General features: G+C 66.6%; 25 protein-coding genes. 12 read left to right on the top strand and 13 right to left on the bottom strand.

Going from position 1 to position 23,742, the window contains the following annotated elements:
• Positions 1-114 precede the first annotated feature (114 nt).
• The 3 genes from HTY61_RS08265 (at position 115) to HTY61_RS08275 (ending at position 4,717) form a co-directional block, all read left to right on the top strand.
• On the top strand, positions 115-720 hold the full coding sequence (locus tag HTY61_RS08265) for an LOG family protein (protein WP_428978286.1): 606 nt from the start codon (positions 115-117) through the stop codon (positions 718-720).
• A gap of 144 nt (positions 721-864) precedes the next feature.
• Positions 865-1,803 (top strand): helix-turn-helix domain-containing protein, encoded by a 939-nt coding sequence (locus HTY61_RS08270; protein WP_175276339.1) that lies wholly within the window; start codon positions 865-867, stop codon positions 1,801-1,803.
• Between the two features lie 160 nt (positions 1,804-1,963).
• Positions 1,964-4,717 carry an autotransporter outer membrane beta-barrel domain-containing protein gene (locus tag HTY61_RS08275; RefSeq protein ID WP_175276340.1) on the top strand — a complete coding sequence of 918 codons (2,754 nt, stop codon included), beginning with the start codon at positions 1,964-1,966 and terminating at the stop codon, positions 4,715-4,717.
• Here HTY61_RS08275 and rarD read toward each other — a convergent pair.
• The 7 genes from rarD to HTY61_RS08310 all read right to left on the bottom strand — a co-directional run bounded on the left by rarD (position 4,714) and on the right by HTY61_RS08310 (position 12,508).
• Entirely contained in the window at positions 4,714-5,628 is a 915-nt protein-coding gene (gene rarD / locus HTY61_RS08280) for an EamA family transporter RarD (protein ID WP_175276341.1), read from the bottom strand. The two genes, HTY61_RS08275 and rarD, sit on opposite strands and share 4 nt — an antisense overlap.
• 81 nt (positions 5,629-5,709) lie before the next feature.
• Positions 5,710-7,329 carry a citramalate synthase gene (cimA, locus tag HTY61_RS08285; protein WP_175276342.1) on the bottom strand — a complete coding sequence of 540 codons (1,620 nt, stop codon included), beginning with the start codon at positions 7,327-7,329 and terminating at the stop codon, positions 5,710-5,712.
• A gap of 147 nt (positions 7,330-7,476) precedes the next feature.
• Positions 7,477-7,965 carry a GFA family protein gene (locus HTY61_RS08290; RefSeq protein ID WP_175276343.1) on the bottom strand — a complete coding sequence of 163 codons (489 nt, stop codon included), beginning with the start codon at positions 7,963-7,965 and terminating at the stop codon, positions 7,477-7,479.
• 138 nt (positions 7,966-8,103) lie between these two features.
• Positions 8,104-9,141, bottom strand: a complete 1,038-nt coding sequence (locus HTY61_RS08295; protein WP_175276344.1) for a hypothetical protein — start codon at positions 9,139-9,141, stop codon at positions 8,104-8,106.
• A 158-nt stretch (positions 9,142-9,299) separates the two neighbouring features.
• Positions 9,300-10,820, bottom strand: coding sequence for a cysteine--tRNA ligase (gene cysS, locus HTY61_RS08300; RefSeq protein ID WP_175276345.1), 1,521 nt, complete (start codon positions 10,818-10,820; stop codon positions 9,300-9,302).
• 283 nt (positions 10,821-11,103) lie between these two features.
• Complete coding sequence (locus tag HTY61_RS08305) at positions 11,104-11,718, bottom strand: LysE/ArgO family amino acid transporter (RefSeq protein WP_175276346.1); 615 nt, start codon at positions 11,716-11,718, stop codon at positions 11,104-11,106.
• Positions 11,719-11,728: 10 nt separating this feature from the next.
• On the bottom strand, positions 11,729-12,508 hold the full coding sequence (locus tag HTY61_RS08310) for an SOS response-associated peptidase (RefSeq protein WP_175276347.1): 780 nt from the start codon (positions 12,506-12,508) through the stop codon (positions 11,729-11,731).
• 135 nt (positions 12,509-12,643) lie between these two features.
• On the opposite strand from HTY61_RS08310, the gene HTY61_RS08315 reads away from it, so the two are divergent.
• The 5 genes from HTY61_RS08315 (at position 12,644) to HTY61_RS08335 (ending at position 15,209) form a co-directional block, all read left to right on the top strand.
• A complete protein-coding gene (locus HTY61_RS08315) occupies positions 12,644-13,099 on the top strand; it encodes an NUDIX hydrolase (protein WP_175276348.1) in 456 nt (151 codons plus the stop codon).
• A gap of 97 nt (positions 13,100-13,196) precedes the next feature.
• Positions 13,197-13,547, top strand: a complete 351-nt coding sequence (locus HTY61_RS08320; RefSeq protein ID WP_175276349.1) for a TIGR02301 family protein — start codon at positions 13,197-13,199, stop codon at positions 13,545-13,547.
• Positions 13,548-13,677: 130 nt separating this feature from the next.
• Positions 13,678-13,935, top strand: a complete 258-nt coding sequence (locus HTY61_RS08325) for a hypothetical protein (protein ID WP_175278479.1) — start codon at positions 13,678-13,680, stop codon at positions 13,933-13,935.
• A gap of 35 nt (positions 13,936-13,970) precedes the next feature.
• Entirely contained in the window at positions 13,971-14,696 is a 726-nt protein-coding gene (locus HTY61_RS08330; protein WP_175276350.1) for a hypothetical protein, read from the top strand.
• A gap of 87 nt (positions 14,697-14,783) precedes the next feature.
• Positions 14,784-15,209: a hypothetical protein gene (locus tag HTY61_RS08335; protein ID WP_175276351.1), complete on the top strand. Its 426-nt coding sequence runs from the start codon at positions 14,784-14,786 to the stop codon at positions 15,207-15,209.
• Here HTY61_RS08335 and HTY61_RS08340 read toward each other — a convergent pair.
• Positions 15,198-16,529, bottom strand: a complete 1,332-nt coding sequence (locus tag HTY61_RS08340; protein ID WP_175276352.1) for a dihydroorotase — start codon at positions 16,527-16,529, stop codon at positions 15,198-15,200. The two genes, HTY61_RS08335 and HTY61_RS08340, sit on opposite strands and share 12 nt — an antisense overlap.
• An 82-nt stretch (positions 16,530-16,611) precedes the next feature.
• On the opposite strand from HTY61_RS08340, the gene ygfZ reads away from it, so the two are divergent.
• Genes ygfZ through HTY61_RS08355 form a run of 3 tightly spaced genes read left to right on the top strand, consistent with a single transcriptional unit; the run spans position 16,612 to position 18,650 of the window.
• Positions 16,612-17,466: a CAF17-like 4Fe-4S cluster assembly/insertion protein YgfZ gene (ygfZ, locus tag HTY61_RS08345; RefSeq protein WP_175276353.1), complete on the top strand. Its 855-nt coding sequence runs from the start codon at positions 16,612-16,614 to the stop codon at positions 17,464-17,466.
• A gap of 2 nt (positions 17,467-17,468) precedes the next feature.
• Positions 17,469-18,116, top strand: a complete 648-nt coding sequence (locus tag HTY61_RS08350; RefSeq protein WP_175276354.1) for an HD domain-containing protein — start codon at positions 17,469-17,471, stop codon at positions 18,114-18,116.
• A 3-nt stretch (positions 18,117-18,119) separates the two neighbouring features.
• Complete coding sequence (locus HTY61_RS08355; protein WP_175276355.1) at positions 18,120-18,650, top strand: tyrosine phosphatase family protein; 531 nt, start codon at positions 18,120-18,122, stop codon at positions 18,648-18,650.
• Between the two features lie 51 nt (positions 18,651-18,701).
• Here HTY61_RS08355 and HTY61_RS08360 read toward each other — a convergent pair whose 3' ends face one another.
• The 3 genes from HTY61_RS08360 to HTY61_RS08370 form a co-directional block, all read right to left on the bottom strand.
• Positions 18,702-19,109, bottom strand: coding sequence for a curlin (locus HTY61_RS08360; protein WP_175276356.1), 408 nt, complete (start codon positions 19,107-19,109; stop codon positions 18,702-18,704).
• Between the two features lie 200 nt (positions 19,110-19,309).
• The gene (gene csgH / locus HTY61_RS08365) at positions 19,310-19,708 is read right to left on the bottom strand and encodes a curli-like amyloid fiber formation chaperone CsgH (protein WP_175276357.1); all 399 of its coding nucleotides are present in this window, start codon (positions 19,706-19,708) and stop codon (positions 19,310-19,312) included.
• 72 nt (positions 19,709-19,780) lie between these two features.
• Complete coding sequence (locus HTY61_RS08370) at positions 19,781-20,218, bottom strand: curlin (RefSeq protein WP_175276358.1); 438 nt, start codon at positions 20,216-20,218, stop codon at positions 19,781-19,783.
• Between the two features lie 189 nt (positions 20,219-20,407).
• Between HTY61_RS08370 and HTY61_RS08375 the strand changes: the two genes are divergently transcribed.
• Positions 20,408-21,277 (top strand): mechanosensitive ion channel family protein, encoded by an 870-nt coding sequence (locus tag HTY61_RS08375; RefSeq protein WP_175276359.1) that lies wholly within the window; start codon positions 20,408-20,410, stop codon positions 21,275-21,277.
• 4 nt (positions 21,278-21,281) lie between these two features.
• Here the strand turns inward: HTY61_RS08375 and nadC are convergent, their stop codons facing one another.
• Both nadC and HTY61_RS08385 read right to left on the bottom strand, forming a co-directional pair.
• Positions 21,282-22,154, bottom strand: coding sequence for a carboxylating nicotinate-nucleotide diphosphorylase (nadC, locus tag HTY61_RS08380; protein ID WP_175276360.1), 873 nt, complete (start codon positions 22,152-22,154; stop codon positions 21,282-21,284).
• A 2-nt stretch (positions 22,155-22,156) separates the two neighbouring features.
• A complete protein-coding gene (locus HTY61_RS08385; RefSeq protein ID WP_246272971.1) occupies positions 22,157-23,722 on the bottom strand; it encodes an L-aspartate oxidase in 1,566 nt (521 codons plus the stop codon).
• Positions 23,723-23,742 lie beyond the last annotated feature (20 nt).

The following is a 23,742-nucleotide window of genomic DNA, read 5'->3' on the forward strand; positions in this document are numbered from 1 at the left end:
TCTTAACATCGCGCGGTCGCTGCGCTCAACAACAGTTGTTGCCGGCTGGCCATGCATCCCCACCTCGCTGCAGGTTACCCCTTGACGGACGGCTGGGGGATGTCAAAAGGAGACATGGCTTCCAATTCTCTTTCATCGGTCTGCGTGTATTGCGGCTCCTCGCCCGGCAACGACCCTGACCATCTCGCCGCGGGACGAACCCTCGGTCGCGCGATCGGCGAGGCCGGGCTCCGCCTCGTCTATGGCGGGGGCACGAAAGGCATCATGGGCGCCGTCGCCGAAGGCGCGATGGACGCCGGCGGCAAGGTGACCGGAATCATTCCGCGCTTCCTGATGAACAAGGAAGCGACGGAGAAGGCGCTCGGCGCGCTCGACGAGCTGATCGTCACCGAGGACATGCACGAGCGCAAGCACCGCATGTTCGAGGAATCGGATGCCTTCGTGACCCTGCCGGGCGGAATCGGCACGCTGGAAGAGGTCATCGAAGTCATGACTTGGGCACAACTCGGCCGGCACACCAAGCCGATCGTTCTTGCCAATATCAACGGCTTCTGGAACCAGCTGTCCACCCTGCTCGACCACATGCGCGAGGCCGGGTTCATCCACACCAGCCACCGTGTCAAGCCGCTGATCGTCGACACGGCGGAAGAGATCATCCCGGCCATCCTCGACGCCCGCGTGAACGGCGGGGGCGACGAGAAGATCATCGAACGATTGTAGGCTTTTCCATTTCAGCCGAAATTCCCTATGCTGCCCGGGCGCGGCGCATGCCGTGCCGTGGCGAAGGCAAACGGGGGGACCATGAGGTCGGGGCGCGGCATTACTCCTGAGGAAGACGGGCACGGAAGCAGCCTTGCGGGCGCCATGGAATTCCGGTCTGTCATAGCCCGTGACGCCGCTGTTCAGGCAGCAGCCCAGTCCTGGGTTCCCATGGAATGCTACCAGCTCACCAAGGGCAACCGCGTCGCGCAACTGGACATTCTCGATCTCGGTCCCCAGCAAATCGTGCGCGAGCGCCAGGAGGCGGCGGTACAGAAGCTGGGCGCCATGCCAAAGGGACCGTGCACCATCTCGGTTTCCCGATTGGCGAAGACCCGTTTCTCCGAAATTCGCGAGGACGACAACGAAACCGTCTTCTTCCTGCCGGATAACACCGAATACGACATCTATGTTCCCCCCGAGAGCGAGACCGCCTATGTGCGGTTCGACCAGGAGGAGTTCCTGCAGGCCGCGCGGATACTCGATCCCGAAGGGTGGGAAAACGCGCCGCGGCAGGTGGCCAGGCTGCACACGCCCCGAAAGGCGGCCATGTGGGAGGCTGTCGACCTGTGCCTGCGGATTGCTGACGGCGAAGCCGGAAGCGTGCCGCGAACGGGAGAGTTGCAAAAGACCCTGTTCGACACCGTCATGCAGATCGCCACAGCGGTGCCGCCCGGCACGGCGACCGACCTGTCCCATTCCGCCCGCATGCGTGCCCCGCATATCGGCCGCGCGGCGCGCGCCTTCATCATGGACAGGCTGGACGACGACCATCTGCCCGGCATGATCGACATTTGCCGCGAACTCGGCGTGTCGGAACGCACGCTGCAATATGCCTTCCTCGACTATGCAGGTCTTTCGCCGACGGCCTATCTACGACGGGTACGGCTGAACCGGGTACGCGAGGCGCTGCGCGGTGCCGATGCGCAAACCGCTACCGTCACCGAGACCGCAATGCGGTTCGGCTTCCTGCATCTGGGCCGCTTCGCACGGGACTACCGGATGTTCTTCGGCGAGAGACCGTCGCAAACGCTGGCTTCCTGACTTCCCAGCCGGTTCGCCCGTTCCTTCTACTTTTGCGGGAAACGGATAGCGGACCTCCCGCGTGCTTCTACAGTGCGACCGGCCGGGGCCGAACCCGGAGGGAATTCCTTGCCGGGGAGGAAACAAGCCAGGACCACAAGGTCCAGAGCTTTCACGACACATGACACGCAAACACTTTCCTGCTCACGAACGCCGCTACCGGCATTCCACCATGTCGTTGCACGCTCGACTCGAAGCCGTGCCCGTGCGCCAGTCGCTATACGGACTCGCCATGGGGTCCGTTGCAGCGGCTTGCCTGTTTCCGGCCCTTGCGGCCGCCGCGCCCGTGGTCGGGGCAAGCGGCACCGATGGCGCATCCATCGGCCTCAACGATACGCCGACCCAAACCAGTTGGCGGAACGGGATCGATTTCGACTCGACCGATCTGACGGCATTGGACGGGATATTTGGCGGAGACGAGTTCGACATCGAGGTTGACGGTGTCTTCGTTGCCACGATCCGGATCGATCCCGGCGACACGCTGCAGGACCTTGCGGCAAAGATTGCAGCAGTCGACGGCATACGAGCCACGACGACGGCGACCGGCATCAACGACAAGATCAGCATCACGCCGGAGGACGTCAATACACGCATAGAACTTTCCGATTCAAGCGGCTCTCCCCTTACAGAGCTCTTCCCCGTTATTCCGGTGACAATCGATGTCGTATCGACCCCCGGCGGGGATGGCACCGACGGCGGCGCCGCACAGACCTCCGGTCCCGCGACGGTGACCTTCGGCGCCGACAGCCATACCGGAGGAGCCGGTGGCGACGGGGGCACGACGGCCTACAACCTGACACCCACGGATGGCGGGGACGCAGGCGACGGCGGAGACGGCTTCCTGATCAACTCGGCGATGACGCGCGCCGAACTGTCGGATTCGTCCACGGTGGTCGCAGGCGGCAACGGCGGCGCGGGCGGGGCCGGAAGCGGCGGCGGGAACGACGGTGCGGACGGAGCGGGCGGCATCGGCATTCACCTTGTCGGCGCGGGCCTCGGTGCCGTGGAGATCGTCAATCGCGGGACAATCGCCGGCGGTCTGAGCGGCGACGGAACGACCCGGAACTACGCCATCTTCATGGAAAATTCCGGTAATACGCTGCGGATGTTCAGCGGCAGCGCCCTTGTCGGCGACGTGGACCTGGGAACATCAAACGGCAGCCTGGAACTCGACGGGTCCGGCATGGAGGATGCCGATTTCGGCGGGGTGGGCGCCGTCAGCCTGACCGACGGATCGGACTGGACGCTGTCGGGCGACATCGATCCGAAAGTCGGCGGCATTGCGATCGACACCGCCGGCAACAGCGCCCTCACCGTCACGGGCACACTTGGCGGAGTGCTGCTGACAAAATCGGGGGCCGGCGCGCTGGTCGTCAACGGCAATGCCGGCGCCATCACGGTGAACGGCGGCTCGCTGGGCGGATCCGGCACGGTCGGCCCGGTGACCGCGAATGCCGGCAGCACGATCGCCCCGGGCAATTCCATCGGCACGCTGAATGTCGCCGGCGATTTCGGATTTGCCGCAGGCTCCACCTATGCCGTCGAGGTCGACAGGGACGGCAATTCGGACCTGATCGCGGCGACCGGCACGGTGACCATCGACAATGGCGCGACGGTCAATGTCACGGCGGAGAACGGCACCGATGACGGTTCGACCTATGCCTTGTCGACCACCTACACGATCATCACCGGCGGTGGCGGCGTTGTCGGCACTTTCGGCTCGGTGACCGATGACTTCGCTTTCCTCGACGCGGTGCTCGGCTACGACCCCAACAGCGTCACCCTTACGCTGACGCGCAACTCCACCGGGTTTGCCTCGGTAGCAAGGACGGCAAACCAGCGCGCGACAGCCGGAGGCATCGGCAGCCTCGGCGCCGGCAATGCCGCATACGACGCGCTGGTCTTCCTGAGCGCGCCGGACGCCCGCGCTGCCTTCGACGCGCTGTCGGGCGATATCCACGCGACGGCCAACGGCATGTTCATCGACGACAGCCGCCTCGTGCGCGACGCGGTCAACGACCGGATGGCAGCCGCCTTCGGCGCGGGACCGACCGGCGGGCGCTCCGCCTGGATGACGGCCCACGGCGCATGGAGCGAGCACGACAGCGACGGCAACGCGGCGGGATACGAAAGGCGAACCGGCGGTTTCCTCGCCGGGATGGACAGCGACCTCTCCAACGGCTGGCGCGGCGGCTTCGTCACCGGCTACGACACGACCTCGTTCAATGCCGGGACCTCATCCGGTTCGGCGGACAGCTACCATGCCGGCGCCTATGCCGGGGGGCAGTCGGGCGCATTCTCCTACCGCTTCGGGGCGGCCTACGCGTTGCACCGGATCAGCACCGCGCGGGCGGTCTCCATCGGCGCCTTCAACGACACGCCCGGAGCCGATTACAGCTCCTCCACGGCGCAGCTGTTCGCAGAGATCGGCCGCGCCTTCGACCGCAACGCCATCCGTTTCGAGCCCCATGCCGGACTGGCGCTCGTCCACCAGCATTCCGATGGCTTCACCGAAAGCGGCGGCGACGCCGCGCTGGAGGCGGCCGCCACATCGCAGACCCTCGGCATCGCCACGATCGGCCTGCGGGCGGAAACGGACATGCCGGACGTCTTCGGCAAGACCGCCAGGGTGCGTGGCGGGATCGCATGGCGGCACGCCTTGGGCGACGCGACGCCGGTCACGGCGATGCGCTTCGACGGCGGCACGTCCTTCGCCATCGCCGGCGTGCCGGTGAGCCGCGACATGGCGATCATCGATGCCGGCATCGATATCCCCGTCAGCGGCACGGCGCAGATGACGCTGGACTATCACGGAGAGATCGGCGCCGCGGCCCGCGGTCACACGGTCGAGGCCGGGTTCTCGGCGAAGTTCTAACGACGGAACAGCGAGAGGGTGTAGAGCACCAGCGCCGACCAGATGAAGATGAAGGCGATCAGCTGCCAGTGCGAGAACGGCTCGCCGAACACGAAGACCGCGGTCAGGAAGATCAGCGTCGGCGCCAGATATTGCAGGATGCCGATGGTCGCGTAGCGCAGCGCCTCGGCCCCGAAGGCGTAAAGGATCAGCGGAACGGCCGTCACCGGACCGGCCAGCATGAGCAGGCCGATATCGCGGGCCCCGCCGACCTGGCCGAAATGGCTGGTGCCGCTCGCCACCATCCATCCGATGATCGCGACGGCCGGAATCGACAGCAGCAGGACCTCGAGCATGAAACCCTGCGTCGGGCCGATGGGCAGCGTCTTGCGCAGATAGCCATAGAGACCGAAGGATCCCGCTAGCGCCAGCGACACCCATGGCAGACCGCCCGCCTTCACCGTCAGGATACCCACGGCGATCACGGCCAGCGCGATTGCCGCCAACTGGAGGCGGCTGAACCGTTCGCCCAGGAACACCGCCCCGAGCACGACGTTGACCAGCGGGTTTATGTAATAGCCGAGCGCGGTCTCAAGCGTGCGCTCGACGGAGATCGCCCAGACATAGATACCCCAGTTGACGGAGATCAGCCCGGCCGTCAGCGCGGCCAGCGCGATGGTCCGCGGCGAACGGAAGGCGGCCTTCAGGTCGGCGGTGCGGCCAAGCAGGAGAATGATCACGCCGGCGACGGGCACCGACCAGACGACCCGGTGGGCGACAACTTCCCAGGCAGGCATGTGATCGACCGCCTTCATGTAGAAGGGCAGTCCTCCCCACAGCAGATAGGCACCGAGCGCGAAGGCGAAGCCGGAAAGCGGTTCGCCCTGGCGCGTCGAATCGGTCGTCTTGCTGGTGGCGGCGGTCCTTGACATGGCCGGTCCCTCTACACCCGGTATCCTCGCGCCGGCAATCGGCGGTTTGTCACCGTGACAATTGCCGGCGAAGGCCGGGCGCTACTCCGCCGCGGCCAGGCCGGCGTGGCCGCGATTCTTCATCAGCTTGAAGGTGATGGAATCCATCAGCGCCTCGAAGGAGGCGTCTATGATGTTCTCCGACACGCCGACCGTCCACCAGCGTGCCCCCGAGGCATCCGACGACTCGATCAGGACCCGGGTGATCGCCTCGGTGCCGCCATTGAGGATGCGCACCTTGTAGTCGACCAGCTCGAGATCGGCGATCTCGGCCTGGTACTTGCCCAGGTCCTTGCGCAGCGCCATGTCCAGCGCGTGGACCGGGCCGTTGGAGCTCTCGGCCACCGACATGCGCTCCTCGCCGTCGACATTCACCTTGACCACCGCCTCGGCGACGGTGATGACCTTGCCGACCGCGTTGTGGCGGCGCTCGACCATGGAACGGAAGGCCACGACCTCGAAGAATTCCGGCACCTCGCCGAGGGTGCGGCGCGCCAGCAACTCGAAACTGGCGTCGGCGCCCTCATAGGCATAGCCGCCGGCCTCGCGCTCCTTGACGATGGATACCAGCGTGTCGAGCCGCGGATCGTCCTTCGCGACACTGATGCCGCGCCGGTTCAGCTCGTTGATGAAGTTCGACTTGCCGCCCTGGTCGGAAACCATGATGTGGCGGACATTGCCGACCTTTTCCGGCTCGACATGCTCGTAGGTCGAGGGATCCTTGACCAGGGCCGAGGCGTGGATGCCGGCCTTGGTGGCGAAGGCGGACAGGCCGACATAGGGCGCCTGCTGGGCCGGCGAGCGGTTGAGCAGCTCGTCGAACCAGCGCGACAGGCGCGTAAGCCCCTTCAGCTTCTCCTCCGAGATGCCGATCTCGAAGCGCCGCGACCAGACCGGCTTCAGGCCGAGGGTGGCGGCGAGCGTGACGAGATTGGCGTTGCCGCAGCGCTCGCCGATGCCGTTCAGCGTGCCCTGCACCTGGCGCACGCCGGCATCGACGGCCGCCAGCGAGTTGGCGACGGCCTGTTCCGTGTCGTTGTGGGCATGGATGCCGAGACGGTCGCCCGGCACGCCGGCGGCGATCACCGCGGCGACGATCTCGCGAACCTCGTGGGGCTGGGTGCCGCCATTGGTGTCGCACAGCACGATCCAGCGCGCGCCGGCGTCGAACGCCGTTCTCGCGCAGGCAAGCGCATATTCCGGATTGGCCTTGTAGCCGTCGAAGAAATGCTCGCAATCGACCATCGGCTCCTTGCCGGCGGCGGCGGTCGCCTCGACCGACTGGCGGATGGATTCGAGATTCTCCTCGTTGGTGCAGCCGAGCGCCACGCGCACATGCAGGTCCCAGCTCTTGGCGACGTAGCAGACGGCATCCGACTGCGAGGCATTGAGCGCGGCGACGCCGGGATCGTTGGAGACCGAGACCCCTGCCCGCTTGGTCATGCCGAAGGCGACGAATTTCGCGTTGCTCGTGCGCTTGCGTTCGAAGAAGGCGGTGTCGGTCGGGTTGGCGCCCGGATAGCCGCCCTCGACGTAATCGATGCCGAAGTCGTCGAGCATCCGCGCGATCGCAATCTTGTCCTCGACCGAGAAGTCGATGCCGGGCGTCTGCTGCCCGTCCCGCAATGTCGTGTCGAAGAGATAGATGCGTTCGCGTGTCATTTTACCTGTCTAGCCTGTTCGGCGGTTGCCCTCTGTCAGAAGATTTCGGCGTAGTACAGCACCGCAAGCACGATCACAACGACCAGAACGCCCTTGCCGACCAGACCGTAGAGGAGCCACTTCGGCATCTGCGTTTGCGGGTTGCGTTCAGCCACGGTTTCCCTCCATCGGCCAGACATCGGTATCGCGATCGGGATGCTGGCGGTTGCCGGCCCGGATGGCCTCGATCTCGGCTGCGGAAAAGTCGTCCTCCGTCACCTTCTGGCGCGTGTCCGCCCATGCGGCAAGGAAATGCACGCGCGATTCCACGGAATCCTCCGATACCGGCTTGCAGCGCGAAGGATCGTCGAGACTGCCCAGCGTCACCGCGATATCCGCCTCCCCGACGGGATCGAAGAACAACGGCGTGCCGCAATCGCGGCAGAAGCCGCGCCGGACGATGCCGGAGGAACGGAACCAGCCGGGTTCGCCGCGGGTTATCGCGACCTTGCCGCGGGGGGCGGAGGCCAGCGGCATGAAGTAGTTGCCCGCCGCCTTCTGGCACATGCGGCAATGGCACAGGTGCGGATTTTCCAGCTCGGTTTCGACGCGGTAGCGGACCGCCCCGCACTGGCATCCGCCCGAAATGGTGGTCATGGGCCTTCTCCTGTTCCCGCGCCGTTTGCCGGACGCGCTTCCCGGCGCATCGATCCTAGCGGAGTACGGGGCGCGCGCAACCGGCCCCGCGCCTCCGGCCGGAAGGCGGGTTGCCGGAATCTCCCTTCATTTCCCCCGTCACGGCGGCCCTTCCCTTTCCGCCCATACCGCGACGCGGTGGCATTCCTTCAGAACCTCGTCGATGGCGTGACGGTTCCGCTTCCGGTACCCCGGCGGCGGGCCGGGGCGCAGCACGGTGTAGATCACCCGGCGGCTGTCCGGCGGGCGGTGGCGGACGCGCGCCTCGTGGCGGGCGAGCCTGCGGGCCTCGCGGTCGAGGTTGTCGAGCGCGCGGCGCACCGCGATGAGGCGGCGCAGCAGGGTCGCGGCGGGAACCGGATCGCCCGGCAGTGCCAGACCATGTTCCGGCAATGGCGGCTGGCGCATGTAGACCGGGAGCGGGTTGTCGCCCAGCAGGCGGATGCGCGGGCGGGTCCGCGCGTAGCGGCGGCGCGGATGCAGGTAGTCGAAGCGCTTGCGCGGGTCGACCAGCGGAAAGGCCGGAACATGGCCGAGCGGCACCGGCCCGTCTGGCTTCTCCTCTTCCTCCGGTTCGTGATCGGGGATGATGCGGAGATTGGCCAGCCCCAGGTTCACCGGCACGCGGACGAGCTGCGGGGCGGACGCGGCTGGTTTTTCCGTCGGCGCGGGCGGCTCGGGGCGTATGGTGACGGTGACGGGGGTGGCGGCCCCATGGCCGGCGACCCCGCCGCATGGCGCGTTCGTCGCCCGAAGCGTTTCGCCGGGGGAGAAGGAAGGGCGCGCTTCTCCGGCATCGCACCCCTTGTTCACCTTCAGCGCAGGCGCATGGCGGACGGTTACTTCCACATCTCTTGCCGCAATGACGATCAGGCGTCGCACGGCCGCCTCGGCGGAGCGCAGGATGCGGCGGATGTGGAGAACGGCGAAGCGCGGCAGGATGGCCGGGAGAACCGACGGAACGGCGAACGAAGCGGCGTCCGCCTCGGCGGCTTCATGGGGACCGGAGGCGGGATCATGGCCGGCGGCAGCGGGCGCCGCGTCGAAATCCAGCCCGGCCAGCGCGAAGAGGTCGTGCAGGATGCGCAGCAGGTCCCTGCGGTTCCTCTCTATCGCCAGTGCCCAGTCGAACTGCATCGCCTGCCTCCACGCCGCACCATGCGGCGGGAAGAAGGATAGGGGCGCGGCGGAAACGGTGGATGAACCGGCCGGCGGGAACTTGCACGGTCCCAGCAAAATCAACGGGTTGGCGGCGCGGGGAACGGAAACCTGTCCACCGCGCGCACCCGCTTCGCCTAGCGCCTTACTTCCCAGGTCGTGACGCGCTCGCCGGTCTCCGGGTCCTTGCCGTCCTTGAGCTGGATGCCCTGCTCCAGCAACTCGTCGCGGATGCGGTCGGCCTCGGCCCAGTTCTTCTCGCGGATGAAGGCGAGACGCTTCTCGATTCGCGATTTCAAGTCATCCTCGGCCAAGCCCAACGTCTCGAGTTCGACCGCTTGAACAGACTTCTGAAGCGATTCACGGATTCCAGTTCTCTGCTTCTCGCGAAACTCCCGGGCGATACTGACCAGCCGCTGATCGGCAATCCCGAGAAATTCCAGCGTTGCCGCTATATCCTCATCATTGCTTCCACCCTGCAGAAGGATGGAGACCGCTTTCGGCGTGTTCAGATCGTCACACAGGGCATCAACGACCTTGGCAATAACCTTTCCATCCTCCGGCGCATGGCGCCGAGATATATTCCTGAACTTCAGCGAGATGTTCTGCGCCTCCTCCAGCCTTCTGACGCTGAAATCGATGGGCTCGCGGTAATGGGTCATCAGCATGGCGAGGCGCAGCACCTCGCCGGGCCACTTGCGGCCGCCGAAATTCTCCGTCGTCATCAGCTCGTGGATGGTGAAGAAGTTGCCCTCGGACTTGGACATCTTCCGGCCCTCCACCTGGAGAAAGCCGTTGTGCATCCAGTAGTTGGCCATGCGCTCGGTGCCGTGGGCGCAGCAGGACTGGGCGATCTCGTTCTCGTGGTGCGGGAAGATCAGGTCCAGCCCGCCGCCGTGAATGTCGAAGACATCGCCCAGGTGATGCGCGCTCATCACCGAGCACTCGATGTGCCAGCCGGGGCGGCCGTGAATGGTCACCTCGCCTTCCGGCGTGGCGAAGGTCGCGTCCCAGCCGGGCTCGTCCGGGTCCGACTCCTTCCACAGCACGAAATCGGCCGGGTTCTTCTTGTGCGCCTCGACCGCGATGCGGGCGCCGGCCTGCTGCTCGTCCAGCTTGCGCTTCGACAGGCCGCCATAGGCGGGCATGGAGGCGACGTCGAACAGCACCTCCCTGCCCTCGCGGCCCGACGCGACATAGGCATGGCCGCCGTCGATGAGCGTGCGGATCATGGCGATCATGCCGTCGATGTGCTCGGTGGCACGCGGCTGGACCGTCGGCTCCAGGCAGCCGAGCGCCTTCACGTCCTCGACATACTGGGCGAGCGTCGTTTCGGTCACCGCGCGGATCGCGTCGTTGAGGCTCATGCGCCCCGCATCGATCTCGTCGCTGTAATCGCGCAGGGCGCGGGCGTTGATCTTGTCGTCGACGTCGGTGATGTTGCGGACATAGGTAACGTGATCGGCGCCATAGAGATGGCGCAGCAGGCGGAACAGCACGTCGAAGACGATGGCCGGGCGGGCGTTGCCGATATGGGCGTAGTCGTAGACCGTCGGGCCGCAGACATACATCCGGACATTGTCCGGGTCGATCGGCTCGAAGGTTTCCTTCTTTCGCGTCAGCGTGTTGTAGAGGGTCAGCACGGTCTTCTCGGTCATCTTGCGCGTCTTCCGTTTTCGCGCCTGTCAATCGCAAGGCTCGCGGCCAAAGGCAAGCCATTCGCTCCGCAATCCACCCGGCGGCGCCCCGTCATCAATCATTCTCCAGTTTTTCAATATTGCCGGGGGAACAATCCCGCGTAGCACGCTACAAGGCCGGTGCCTTGAGAAAGGCGGCTCCGAACGTGTGCGACGCGCTGACCCCCATCAGACCGTCGCGCCGCCCTGCCGGACCCACGGACCAGGGGAAAGGCCGGGCGGCGCGTTCGGGGCCACAAGGCGCTCAGAGTACCAGCTTGGCGGCAAGCGCGAACATCACCAGGGCGATCACCAGGTCGAGCACCCGCCAGGCCGAGGGCTTGGCGAACAGCGGTTCCAGCAGCCGCGCGCCGTAGCCCAGTCCGAAAAACCAGACGAAGGACGCCGCCACCGCGCCGATGCCGAAGGCGAGCCGCGCCGCGCCGGCATAGCCGCCGGAAATGCCGCCGAGCAGGACGACCGTGTCGAGATAGACATGCGGATTGAGGAAGGTGAAGGACAGGCAGGCCGCCAGCGCGGCGCCGAGGGAGCCGCCGCCGCTCTCCGCCGCCACCATAGCGCCGGGCTTCCACGCGCGGCGCAGCGCGATCAGGCCGTAGACCGTGAGAAAGGCGAAACCGGCCCAGGTCACGAGGCCGATGGCGGTTTCGCTCGACGCCACCAGCGATCCGAAACCGCCGACGCCAGCGGCGATCAGCAAGGCATCCGACAGGGCGCATACCAGGCAGAGCACGAAAACGTGCCGGCGCATCAGCCCCTGGCGCAGGATGAACGCGTTCTGCGCGCCGATCGCGATGATCAGGGACGCACCGAGAAGGAAGCCGGACGCGCCGGCGGCAAGGTTTGGCGTGGCGAACATGGCGGGTTTGTCAGAATAGCTTCATCTGGCCGCCGTCGGGCGGGGATTTCGATTTGCCGCTCCTATCCGATCCGGCCGCGGCTGCAAAGTCCTTCGGCTCGACGCGCTCCTGGATATCGGGCGTGGTGTTGGAAACCTTGTTGACCTTGTCGGAGACGGGAATCGCCTCGAAGAAGCCGTCCGGCGCGGGCGCGAGCAGGTCCGCGACATGGCGCGGCTCCTGCGTGCGGCAATCGAGCCAGCGGGAAAAGTCCTCGGGCATGATCGTCACCGGCATGCGGTCGTGGATGGAGGCGATGGATCGCGACGCCCGGGTGGTCAGGATCGCCACAGTGTCCAGTTCGCTTCCCTCCGGCGCGCTCCAGGTTTCCGCGAGGCCGGCAAAGGCGACGAGGCCGCCGCCGGCGGGGCGTATCCAGTAGGCCTGCGACCGGCCGGTGGCCTTGTCGCGCTTCCACTCGTAGAAGCCCGATGCCGGGATCAGCGCGCGGCGATGGCGCATGGCGGTGCGAAAGGACGGCTTGGCCGCCGCCGTCTCCGAGCGGGCGTTGATCAGCAGCGGGAACTCCTTCGGGTCCTTCACCCAGGAGGGAAGGAAACCCCATCGCGCCAGGTGCGCCTCGCGGTCCGGGCGGTTGGAGCCCGGCTCGCGCGGCGGGCCCGCCGTGACCGCGAGGACCGGCTGGGTCGGCGCGATGTTGTAGCGGGGCGGGAACGCCTCCAGCCCCTCGAGACCGAGGAATTCCGCCACCGCCTCGGGCGAATGCAGAAGCGAGAACCGGCCGCACATCAGGCAACGCTCCCGAATGGCGCACCGGGCAGCCCTGACGCTGAATGCCGAACGATCATCAACACCTTTTCCTGCACCGGCCCGCGGTTCGATGCTACAAGCGCACGCGCAAGCGCAACCGAACGACGCCGAGCCATGACCGACAATCCGCCTGCTCCCCTTATCGCCGTATCCGTCGCCGCGCGGAACCCCGAGACCGGCGAATTCCTGTTGGTGAAGCGCGGCCGCGCGCCGGCAAGGGGGCTGTGGGCCTTTCCCGGCGGGCGGTTGCACTACGGCGAAACGCTGGAACAGGCCGTGCTTCGCGAGTTGCGGGAGGAAACCGGGCTTTCGGCGGAACGGGTCCGGTTTCACCGCCTGTTCGAACTGATGAGCGACGGCAGCGACGGCGACATGCCGCACCACTTCGTGCTGGCCGTGCACAGCGCCCGGGCGCATGGCGATCCGGTGGCCGCCGACGATGCCGACGCGGCGGGCTGGTTCTCCATCGACGCCATGGCCGCCCTGCCCGTGACGGACAGCACGATCGAGACGGCCCGGGAAATCGCCGGGGCCGACGACGATATGGCGCCGGAGAGCGATTTCAGCTAACAGGATGACCGCGCCGCAACCCAGAAACGAACAAGCCCATATCCGCGGGAGATGCCCGGTCGTGTCCAAGGCAAAATCAGGTCTGCGCCTCACGGCAATGGTGGCTGCTCTGCTGCTCGCCGCCCTCCCCGGGGCGCGCGCGGCGTCGCTGGTTCCCTATGACGAGAAGCTGATGCGGCTCGCCGAGGTGCTGGGCTCCATCCACTACCTGCGCAATCTCTGCGGCGAGGAATCGAACCAGTGGCGGGACCAGATGAACACGCTCCTCAGCGTGGAAAAGCCCGAGCCGCTGCGCCGGGCGCAGCTCATCGCCCGCTTCAACCGCGGCTATCGCAGCTTCGACAGCGTCTACGTGACATGCACCGAGCAGGCCCTGAAGGCCGTCGACCGCTACATGGCGGAAGCCCGCGACCTCACGCGCGAGATCAACAATCGCTACGGCGAATAGGCGAACATGCTCGCGGCTTAATCGTGCATTAACGGTTTCGCAGCTTGGCGCTTTCGTTTCGCGATCAAGTCCTGATATGTTAACAGCACGTAAACCGGTGTTTCAAAATGGCGCACCTCAATTGACCACGATGGATGCAACGATCAACGAGATGGACGACATCATCGCCCATGAAAAGCGGATGGCGGCGATGGAAGTCCACAGCGAAGCCTGGGCCGACGGCGCGATGGAAGGCATCGAATCCGACATCCTCGCCGACGCCGCAATCGCGACGGCGCTCGAGGAGACGATCCGCGAGCGCGGCGAGGACGCGGCGCTGGCACTTGTCGACACGCTGCGCGAACGCATCCTTCGCGGCGAATTCACACCGGACCGGTCCATACAGTAGCGACAGATGACAGGCTCGGGACGGCTGGAACGGAAATGACGCGACCTGCCCCACTTCCCGATGCCCGGCCTCATCGAAGAACGCTCAGTCCTTTCCGCGGCAACCGCCCGATATTCGCGACGGCCATCGCGGCATTGCTGACCGCCGCGCCGACAGCCGCCCTTGCGCAGGGCGTCGACATCGCGCCGCCGCCCTCCGGCGCCGTGCCGCTTCCGGAACCGTTCGAGCGGCCGCAGTTCAACGATCCCGACAATCCCCTGGCCATGCCGGAGGCCACCCCCTCCATGACAGCGGAACCGGTCATTGGCGGCGCGGTGGAGGACTTGCCGCCCGCCGTCCGGAAAACGCGCGAGACGATCATGCAGGCCGCGCGGAACGCCGACATCGAGGCGCTGCGCCCGCTCATCGAGGCGGACGGGGAAACGACCCAGCTGACCTTCGGCGACCTCGACGGCGACCCGATCGACTTCCTGCGCAGCCTGTCGGGCGACGCGGAGGGGCACGAAATCCTCGCCATCCTGCTGGAAGTGCTGGAGGCGGGCTACGCGATATTCGATCCCGGCACGTCGAACGAGATCTATGTCTGGCCCTATTTCACGGCGACATCGCTGGACGACCTGACGCCGAAGCAGAGGATCGAGCTGTTCAAGCTGGTCACCTCCGGCGACTACGAGGAGATGCGCGCCTTCGGGGCCTACATTTTCTTCCGGGCGGGCATCACGCCGGACGGAAAGTGGCGCTTTTTCGTGGCGGGAGACTGAGAGACGCCGCGTTCCGGACCGTTTTTCTTGGAATCCGGCGTCTTCCTACCGATATCCGCAACAGGACAACTTCTCGGGGGAGAAAACATGGAAATCGAGGCGCATGGCCTGGCGCGGGCGGACACTCCGGCGGAACGAACGGACGAGGGCTCGCGCGGCGCGCTGCTGCGGCGGCTCGTCATCTTCCAGCTGAAGCTGTTCGCCGACGGCATGCGCGACCTCGTGCTCAGCCCGGTATCCTTCGTCGTCGCGGCCTTCGGCATCCTGTTCGGCGGGCGCAATCCGCACGGCCTCTTCGACAGGCTGATGCATGTCGGCCATCTCACCGACGAGTGGATCGACCTGTTCGGCTACCACGCGCGCGAGGGAAAGCGCGCCAACCTGGAACGGATGATCGAGGACGTCGAGACGGCGCTGCGCGAGGACCACGCGCGCGGCGGGGTGACGGCGGAAGCCGAGAAACGCCTCAGGACGCTGGCGGAAGAACTGCGCCGGAGACGCTCAGGCCGGTAGGGCCTCCGAGAACAGCACCGGCTCGCCGGTGCCGGGCGCGACGATCTCGCCTTCCCACATGACACGGGTGCCGCGGACGAAGGTGCCGACCGGCCAGCCGGTGACTTCCTTGCCGTCATAGGGCGTCCAGCCCGCCTTCGATCCGGCCTGGTCGTTGCGGATGGTCTCGCGGCGCTTCATATCGACGATGGTGAAGTCGGCGTCGTAGCCGGCGGCGATGCGGCCCTTGCGCGCCATGCCGAAGATGCGGTTGGGGCCGTGCGAGGAGAGATCGACGAAACGCTCCAGCGTCAGCCGGCCGGCATTCACGTGGTCGAGCATGATCGGCACCAGCGTCTGCACGCCGGTCATGCCGGACGGCGAGGCCGGATAGGATTTCGCCTTTTCCTCCAGCGTGTGCGGCGCGTGGTCGGAGCCGAGCACGTCGATGACGCCCTGCTCCACGCCGCGCCAGATACCGTCGCGGTGGCGCGGTGCGCGCACCGGCGGGTTCATCTGGATCAGCGTGCCGAGACGCTCGTAATCGTCGGCGGTCAGCGTCAGGTGGTGCGGCGTGGCCTCGCAGGTGGCGACGTCCTTGTGATCCTGAAGGAAGGCGATCTCCTCCGCCGTCGAGATGTGCAGCACGTGGATGCGCGCGCGGGTTTCGCGGGCGATGCGAACAAGGCGCCCGGTGCACATCATGGCGGCGGTCTCGTCGCGCCAGACCGGGTGCGATGACGGATCACCCTCGACGCGCTCGCCGGCACGCTCGCGCAGGCGATACTCGTCCTCGGAATGAAAGGCGGCGCGGCGGCGGGTATTGCGCAGAACGGAGGCAACGCCCTCGTCGTCCTCCACCAGCAGGCTGCCGGTGGACGAGCCCATGAACACCTTGATGCCGGCGGCGCCCGGCAGGCGCTCCAGCTCGCCGACGATATCGGCGTTCTCGCGCGTGCCGCCGACCCAGAAGGCGAAATCGCAGTGCATGCGGCCGGTGGCGCGGCGCACCTTGTCGGCCAGCGCCTCCTCGCTGGTGGTCAGCGGATTGGTGTTGGGCATCTCGAAGACCGCCGTCACGCCGCCCAGAACGGCCGAGCGGGAGCCGGTTTCGAGATCCTCCTTGTGCTCCAGCCCCGGCTCGCGGAAATGGACCTGGCTGTCGACAACGCCCGGCAGCACATGCAGGCCGGTGCAATCGACGATCTCGCCGGCATCGGCCGGGCCGAGCGCGCCGATGGCCGCGATGCGTCCGCCGCGCACGCCGATGTCGCGCTTTCCCTGGCCGTCATGGTTGACGACGGTGCCGTTCCTCAAGATCAGGTCGAAAGTCTCGCTCATGCCATTGTCCCTTGCCGCGCGGTTGCACCGGGATTACGTAGCAGACAGTCCGAAAGCAAGCGCACGAATCCAATCTGGTGTCATGCCCCTTCATTTTCCAAAAGGCCGCAGCGTCATTTCCGTCACCGGCGAGGACGCGGAGCATTTCCTGCAGAATCTCGTCACATGCGACGTGACGACGATTCCCGCCGGGAGCGCGCGCGCCTGCGCGCTGCTGGCGCCGCAGGGCAAGGTGATGTTCGATTTCCTGATCATGCCCGACGGCGACGGCGGCTACCTGATCGACATCGACGGGCGGCTCGCGGCCGACTTCCTGCGCCGCCTGACCATGTACAAGCTCAGGGCGAAGGTGGAAATTGCCGAGGCGGATGAATCACTTGCAGCGATTTCCTGGCAGGATGATTCAACAACCGGCGGGCGCATCTTCGCCGACAGCCGTTTCCCGGCCGAACTCGGGGTTTCGCGCCACTACGGCGCCGCCCCCGAGAGCGCGGACGACGCCGCCGAATGGACCGCGCTGCGGATTGCCCACGGCATTGCCGAAAGCGGCAGCGATTTCGAGGCGGGCGACGCCTTCCCGCACGACATTTCCCTCGACCAGACCGGCGGGGTCGATTTCCGGAAGGGCTGCTATGTCGGCCAGGAGGTCGTCTCGCGCATGCAGCACAGAGGCACCGCGCGCCGCCGCATCGTGATCGTTCAAGCGGAGACCGCCCTGCCCGCTTCGGGCACGGCACTCGAGGCCGGCGGCAAGACCGTTGGCCATCTCGGCTCCGTCGCCGGCAACAAGGCCCTGGCGATCGTGCGCCTCGACCGCGCGAAGGCGGCGATGGATGCCGGCACGCCGATCACCGCCGAAGGACTAGCCGTCACGCTCTCCCTGCCGCCCGGCGTCACCTATAGCTGGCCGGACAGCGCGAAAGACGGGGGAGACTGAGAATGCCCGACCGGATCGGCGCGCCGCCGCGCGCATGGCAACGCATGCTGTCGGGCCGCAGGCTCGACCTGCTCGATCCCTCGCCGCTCGACATCGAGATCTCGGACATTGCGCACGGGCTGGCGCGCGTTGCGCGCTGGAACGGCCAGACCTCCGGCGACCATGCCTACTCGGTCGCCCAACACTCGCTGCTGGTCGAGGAGATCGTGGGCCACATCGTGCCGACCTGCAGCGCGCAATTGCGGCTGGCAACGCTGCTGCACGATGCGCCGGAATACGTGATCGGCGACATGATCTCGCCGTTCAAGAAGGTGCTCGGCGGCAACTACAAGGCCGTCGAGGCCCGGCTGGAAGCCGCGATCCATATCCGGTTCGGCCTGCCCGCGCATTGCCCGAAAACCATGCACGCGCAGATCAAGCGCGCGGACCAGATTTCCGCATTCTACGAGGCGACGCTGCTGGCCGGCTTCTCGGAAAGGGAAGCCGTGACCTATTTCGGCCGGCCGCGCGGCTACTCGCCGGACGGGATCGACATGACGCCGCTGCCGGCGTCCGAAATCCAGCAGATGTATCTTTCCCGTTTTGCCGAGGTGGAAGCCATGTTCCGGGATGAAGTGGCGCAAAAGGCGCGGAAACGAAGGAAGGCCTGAGCGATGCCGTATCTCGCCGTCTGCCCCCTCGCCCATGTCCAGCGCGTCGCCACGTCGACGGGCGCGCAGCGCATGCTCACCGTGATCAACACCGGCACGAAGGTCGAGCGCCCGCGGGAAATTGCCGAGGAGAACCACCTGTTCCTGGGCTTCAACGACATCGCGACGCCGATGGAGGGGATGACGCTTCCCGGCGAGCAGCACGTGCGGGCGATACTGGACTTCGCGCATGACTGGGACCGCAGCGCCCCGATGATCGTTCATTGCTTCGCCGGCATTTCGCGATCGACCGCCACGGCCTACATGATCGCGCTGGCCCTGAATCCGGCGCGCGACGAGATGGAGCTTGCGCAGGAACTGCGCTGGCGCGCACCTTCCGCGACGCCCAATCCGAAGCTGATCGAGATCGCCGACGCGATACTCGGCCGCAACGGCCGCATGGTGGACGCGATACGCGCCATCGGGCGGGGCCAGGACGCCTATGAGGGCGAGCCTTTCAGGCTGCCGATCCTCGAAGGGGAATTCGAGGAATAGCGGGCGACACGGCCGGCCCGCACCGGAGCCGGCCATGCCGGAGGCTGCCGCCTACCAGCCCCAGGCGAAGGTTGCGCCGGTCTGTCCGTTGCCGTTCTGGACAACGTGGGCGTCCGTGCCCTTGCCGAACTGGAACAGGCCGTAGGCATTGCCGTTCCCGTTCTGCTGCAACGTGCCGGAATGGCCATCCCCCTCCTGGTGGACGATCCCGTGGTTTCCGCTGCCGTTCTGCGCGATGCCCGCAAGGTTGTTCATGCCGAGCTGCGTGATGTTGCCCCCGTTCTGCAGGCCGTTGACGACCGAATAGATCCCGAGTCCGGCCCGCATCGCCTGCTCGGCCTCCGGGCCCTGGGGCGCGATGCTGACAGATATCGACCCGCCGGCCATGGCGGGGGCAGTCACGGCAGACACCGCGGCGGCTGCGGCGAACAGGCTTGCGATCAACTTTCTACGGGGCATTTTCCTTCTCCTTCAATCACCCTGCGTTCGTTTTTCCGGGCATTGGCCCGGCGATGGAACCATCCTGGCCGACACGGCCTGAATGATCGCGGAACCGGGCGTTCATCGACCATTCAGGACGGCGGAATCGGCCGGCAACACAAGAAGAGGCCCCGGAAACCCGGGGCCCTTTTTCGAAAAAAGCGGAGCGAAGCGGGCGTTCAGATGCCGCCGACGGTACGGACGCAGGAATGGTCCCGGCCGGCGACATCGATGTCGAGCCTGACCCGGTACTGCGCACCATTGTTGGCAAGCACCAGCTTGCCGAGACGGGCATCGTCGCCGGGACCGGCCGAGAAGAAGCCGCCCTGCGAGATGCTCGTCGACCCGGACGAACCGGACCCGCTGACCGCGAGGCTATAGGTGCCGGTGACGGGCTTCCTGGCGTGAACGACCGCGCCGAGTTCCAGCGACCGCCCGGAGGACGAGACGTCGATCTCGCATTGCACGAGTTCCCGGTCCGGTACCTTCTCGCCGGCGCCCGCGTTGCAACCGGCAAGCGCCGCAGCGGCGAGAACCGCCGCGGCGGCAACCGGTTTCGTCTTCATTATCCTGGACATGATTCGTGCTCCCTTTCCTGTCGAGAGCCGCCGGGCGCGACCGTCGCGCCCGGCAGCGTTGGATGTGGCCGATTACGGGCAGCTCTGCACGAAGGCGGCGACGTTGCCTCCGCCGCTCTGCTCGACTTCGGCGGCGCAACCGTTGCCGACCTGCACGCCGGCGGCGATGTTGCCGTTGCCGTCCTGGGTCATGATCGCGTTGTGGTTCGCACCGAACTGGCCGACGCCGGCGCCATTGCCATGGCCGGCCTGCCAGGTGTCGGCGTAGTTGTTGAAACCGTCCTGACCGACGGCGGCGGTGTTGCCGTTGCCGAACTGGCTCGAGATCGCGCCGTTGAACACGCCGTTCTGGTGAATGCCGATCTGGTTTCCGAAACCGGCCTGCTGGCCGCCGGCCTCGTTCCCGAAACCGAACTGGTGGAGGAATACGTCGTTTCCGGCCGTTGCCGGGACGACGCCAAGGCCGATGGCGGTTGCAATCACGGTTGCGACAAGGGTCTTGCGGGACATTTTCATTCTCCTCTGGTTGGGTTGCGGCTCACCGTCCGCGTTGGAATGTCCCGGTTGTAGAAAACCGCTTTCGAACCTCGCCTGAATCTCCCGTTCAGCTATTGTTCATCGGCCGATTGCGCCCGGAACACCCATCGGGGGTTCTGTGCCGCGGCCGGGTGTGCATTATCGGGGCACAAGGGGAATCACATGGAAAACGCCGAACAGATCGTCGAAGGTGCCTTCGCCAGTTTCGAGGACGGACTCGCGACCCTTTGGGACGCGGCGAGCGAACTGATCATCGAGTATGCCTTCTCGGTGATCGGCGCCGTCCTGATCCTGGTCATCGGCTTCACTGTTGCAGGAATGGCCCGGCGCTGGGTCTACACCGCGCTGAAAAGCCTGCGGAACAGCGACGAGACACTGAACCTGTTTCTCGCCAAGGCGGCACGCTACGGCGTTCTCGTGCTCGTCTTCGTGACGGTGCTGACGCAGTTCGGCGTGCAGACCACCTCGATCATCGCCGCGCTGGGCGCGGCCGGCATCGCCATCGGCCTGGCGCTGCAGGGCACGCTGCAGAACATCGCCGCCGGCATCATGCTCCTGTTCCTGCGGCCCTTCCAGGTGGGCGACTATGTCGAAACCACCAATGCCAAGGGCGTGGTGAAGGAGATCGGGCTGTTCGCCACCGAGTTCGAGACGCTCGACGGGCTCTATGTCCTCGCGCCAAACTCGGGCGTGTGGGGAAGCCCGGTGACAAACTATTCGCGCCTGCCAAAGCGGCGCTTCGATCTCGTCGTCGGCATCGACTACAAGGACGATATCGACAAGGCGTTCGCCGCCTTCGAGGCGCTGGCGAAAGAACACGACAAGGTCCTGTCGAACCCGGAGCCGTTCATCTTCGTCTCCAATCTCGGGGACAGCGCGGTCGAGGTGACGTGCCGCATCTGGATCGCGACCGCCGACTGGTGGGGCACGTCACGGGAGCTGACCAAGCTCGCCAAGCAACGCTTCGATGCCGAGGGGCTATCGATCCCCTTCCCGCAGCGCGACATCCACATCATCGGCAACGCGGCCTAGCCCGTCAGTCGAGCCGGATGTCCAGGCCGACATCGAGGGTCGGCGCAGCCATGGTGATCTTCGAGGTCGAGATGTAGTCGACGCCGGTCTCGGCAATCGCGCGGATCGTCTCGAAGCGGACATTGCCGGAGGCCTCGAGCTTCACCCGGCCGCCATTGTCGGCCCGGTTGATCGCGACCGCCTCGCACAGCTGGTCGTTGGTCATGTTGTCGAGCAGGACGGCATCCGGCGACGCGGTCAGCGCCTCGCGAAACTGCTCGAGCGTGTCCACCTCGCACTCGATGCTGACAAGATGGCCGGCATAGGCGCGCGCCGCCTCGATCGCCTTCGCCACGCCGCCGGAGACGGCGATGTGGTTGTCCTTGATGAGAATCGCGTCGTCGAGGCCGAAACGGTGGTTGGAGCCGCCGCCGCAGCGCACCGCATATTTCTCGAAGCTGCGCAGCCCCGGAATGGTCTTGCGCGTGCAGGTGACTTTCGCGGGGGTGTGCGCGATCTCGGCCGCGAAACGGGCGGTGTAGCTGGCGATACCCGACAGGTGCATCAGGAAGTTCAGCGCGACGCGCTCGGCGGACAGGATCGCGCGGGCGTCGCCGGAAATCGCGGCGACGGCCTGGCCGGGCCCTACCGCATCGCCGTCGGACAGCTTCGCGTCGAAACGTATCGACGGGTCCATGAGGCGGAACGCGGTCGCGGCCAGCTCCAGGCCCGCGATCACCCCATCCTCGCGCGATGCGAGCTCGGCCGTCGCTGTCGCGCCGGGCGCGATCGTGGCATTGGTGGTGATGTCGCCGGCGCGGCCCAGATCCTCCAGGAGCGCGGCGCGCACCGCATCCTCGACCATCAGGCGCGGCAGGCTCGGCGGCAAGGCTTTCATCTTCAGTCCTCCAGCAGGGCCGGTATTGCCATTTCGGCCTGTTCCAGCGTCGTCAGGGTCCGCCGGCGCCAGGCGTCATCCTCCTCGGGATAGTCCGTGCGGAAATGGCCGCCCCGGCTTTCCGTGCGGTTCAGCGCACAGACGGCAATGAGCTTGGCCGTGGCAAGAACGTTGGCAAAGCGTTCCGTGTCGGCCTCGCGCTCCAGTTCGAGGATGGTGCGCAGGGCCTCGCGCATTCCCTCGCCGTTGCGCAACACGCCGAGATGCGTGCTCATGGTGCGGCGGAGCCGTTTCATCTGTTCGGTGTCCGGGCGCGGCTCGATACGGCCGCTGTCGCGCGAGCCCTCCGACCAGCCATCCGGCGCGTCCGCAATCGCCTCCGCGCCAAGCGCGTTCGCGATGCGGGCCGAGAAGACAACCGCCTCTAGAAGCGAGTTCGAGGCCAGCCGGTTGGCGCCATGGGCGCCGGTCGACGTCACCTCGCCGCAGGCCCAAAGGCCGGGAAGCGAGGTGCGGCCGTCCATGTCGGTCCATATGCCACCCATGAAATAGTGCGCCGCCGGGACGACCGGGATCGGCTCGGTCACGGGGTCGATGCCCGCCTCCCTGCAGTAGCCATAGACCGTCGGGAACTCCTCGGCGAAGCCCTTGCCGACGGCCCTGGTGCAATCCAGATAGGCACCGCGCCCGGCCTGCACCTCGGCGAAGATGCCGCGCGCGACGACATCGCGCGGGGCCAGCTCGGCATCGGGATGGAGCGGCACCATGAAGCGCTCGCCGGCATTGTTGACCAGCGTCGCGCCATGACCGCGCAGGGCCTCCGTCGCCAGCGGCGCCGGATCCTTGCCGACATTGATCGCGGTGGGGTGGAACTGGACGAATTCGAGATCGGCCATGCGGGCACCGGCGCGCGCCGCCATGCCGACGCCGCCGCCGCGCGCTTCGGCCGGATTGGTCGTCACCTCGTAGAGATGCCCGATTCCGCCCGCGGCGATCACCACGTGGGAGCCGCGCAGCGTCAGCAGCTCGCCATCGCCATCGCCGCCGAAACCGCGCGCCTCGATACCGGTCACGCGGCCGTTGTCCAGCAGCAGCCTTTCGGCGACATATCCGCCGAGGACGCGGATCGAGGGCGTGTTCTTCACCGTCTCGACCAGCGCCTGCATGATGGCGCGGCCCGCCATGTCGCCGCGCACGCGCACGATGCGACTCTCGGAATGGGCAGCCTCGCGGCTGACCTGCAGGCGGCCTTCCAGGTCGCGGTCGAAGGGGACGCCGTAGCCGAGCAGGTCGTGGATGCGGTCGGACGCCTGGGAGACCATCATGCGGGCAACGGCCTCGTCGACGATGCCGTCACCGGCGGCGATCGTGTCGGCGACATGCTTTTCGACGGTATCGCCCTCGCCCACCGCCGCGGCGATGCCGGCCTGCGCCCATGCCGAGGATGCGCCGCGCCCGATCGGTGCCGCGGTGATCACCGTCACCGCCTTCGGCGCCAGCTTCAGCGCGCAGAAGAGACCGGCGAGGCCGCCGCCGATGATGAGCACGCCATCCTGAATATCGTTCAACTCCGTCAGTCCCCCTCGCA

Origin of the sequence: Oricola thermophila, assembly GCF_013358405.1 — a bacterium.
Taxonomy (GTDB): Bacteria; Pseudomonadota; Alphaproteobacteria; order Rhizobiales; family Rhizobiaceae; genus Oricola; species Oricola thermophila.

Bases quoted from the DNA above. Each gene is read 5' to 3' on its own strand.
- HTY61_RS08265 (WP_428978286.1), top strand. From the start codon at position 115: ATGGCTTCCAATTCTCTTTCATCGGTCTGCGTGTATTGCGGCTCCTCG.
- HTY61_RS08270 (WP_175276339.1), top strand. From the start codon at position 865: ATGGAATTCCGGTCTGTCATAGCCCGTGACGCCGCTGTTCAGGCAGCA.
- HTY61_RS08275 (WP_175276340.1), top strand. From the start codon at position 1,964: ATGACACGCAAACACTTTCCTGCTCACGAACGCCGCTACCGGCATTCC.
- rarD (WP_175276341.1), bottom strand. From the start codon at position 5,628: ATGTCAAGGACCGCCGCCACCAGCAAGACGACCGATTCGACGCGCCAG.
- cimA (WP_175276342.1), bottom strand. From the start codon at position 7,329: ATGACACGCGAACGCATCTATCTCTTCGACACGACATTGCGGGACGGG.
- HTY61_RS08290 (WP_175276343.1), bottom strand. From the start codon at position 7,965: ATGACCACCATTTCGGGCGGATGCCAGTGCGGGGCGGTCCGCTACCGC.
- HTY61_RS08295 (WP_175276344.1), bottom strand. From the start codon at position 9,141: ATGCAGTTCGACTGGGCACTGGCGATAGAGAGGAACCGCAGGGACCTG.
- cysS (WP_175276345.1), bottom strand. From the start codon at position 10,820: ATGACCGAGAAGACCGTGCTGACCCTCTACAACACGCTGACGCGAAAG.
- HTY61_RS08305 (WP_175276346.1), bottom strand. From the start codon at position 11,718: ATGTTCGCCACGCCAAACCTTGCCGCCGGCGCGTCCGGCTTCCTTCTC.
- HTY61_RS08310 (WP_175276347.1), bottom strand. From the start codon at position 12,508: ATGTGCGGCCGGTTCTCGCTTCTGCATTCGCCCGAGGCGGTGGCGGAA.
- HTY61_RS08315 (WP_175276348.1), top strand. From the start codon at position 12,644: ATGACCGACAATCCGCCTGCTCCCCTTATCGCCGTATCCGTCGCCGCG.
- HTY61_RS08320 (WP_175276349.1), top strand. From the start codon at position 13,197: ATGGTGGCTGCTCTGCTGCTCGCCGCCCTCCCCGGGGCGCGCGCGGCG.
- HTY61_RS08325 (WP_175278479.1), top strand. From the start codon at position 13,678: ATGGATGCAACGATCAACGAGATGGACGACATCATCGCCCATGAAAAG.
- HTY61_RS08330 (WP_175276350.1), top strand. From the start codon at position 13,971: ATGACGCGACCTGCCCCACTTCCCGATGCCCGGCCTCATCGAAGAACG.
- HTY61_RS08335 (WP_175276351.1), top strand. From the start codon at position 14,784: ATGGAAATCGAGGCGCATGGCCTGGCGCGGGCGGACACTCCGGCGGAA.
- HTY61_RS08340 (WP_175276352.1), bottom strand. From the start codon at position 16,529: ATGAGCGAGACTTTCGACCTGATCTTGAGGAACGGCACCGTCGTCAAC.
- ygfZ (WP_175276353.1), top strand. From the start codon at position 16,612: ATGCCCCTTCATTTTCCAAAAGGCCGCAGCGTCATTTCCGTCACCGGC.
- HTY61_RS08350 (WP_175276354.1), top strand. From the start codon at position 17,469: ATGCCCGACCGGATCGGCGCGCCGCCGCGCGCATGGCAACGCATGCTG.
- HTY61_RS08355 (WP_175276355.1), top strand. From the start codon at position 18,120: ATGCCGTATCTCGCCGTCTGCCCCCTCGCCCATGTCCAGCGCGTCGCC.
- HTY61_RS08360 (WP_175276356.1), bottom strand. From the start codon at position 19,109: ATGCCCCGTAGAAAGTTGATCGCAAGCCTGTTCGCCGCAGCCGCCGCG.
- csgH (WP_175276357.1), bottom strand. From the start codon at position 19,708: ATGTCCAGGATAATGAAGACGAAACCGGTTGCCGCCGCGGCGGTTCTC.
- HTY61_RS08370 (WP_175276358.1), bottom strand. From the start codon at position 20,218: ATGTCCCGCAAGACCCTTGTCGCAACCGTGATTGCAACCGCCATCGGC.
- HTY61_RS08375 (WP_175276359.1), top strand. From the start codon at position 20,408: ATGGAAAACGCCGAACAGATCGTCGAAGGTGCCTTCGCCAGTTTCGAG.
- nadC (WP_175276360.1), bottom strand. From the start codon at position 22,154: ATGAAAGCCTTGCCGCCGAGCCTGCCGCGCCTGATGGTCGAGGATGCG.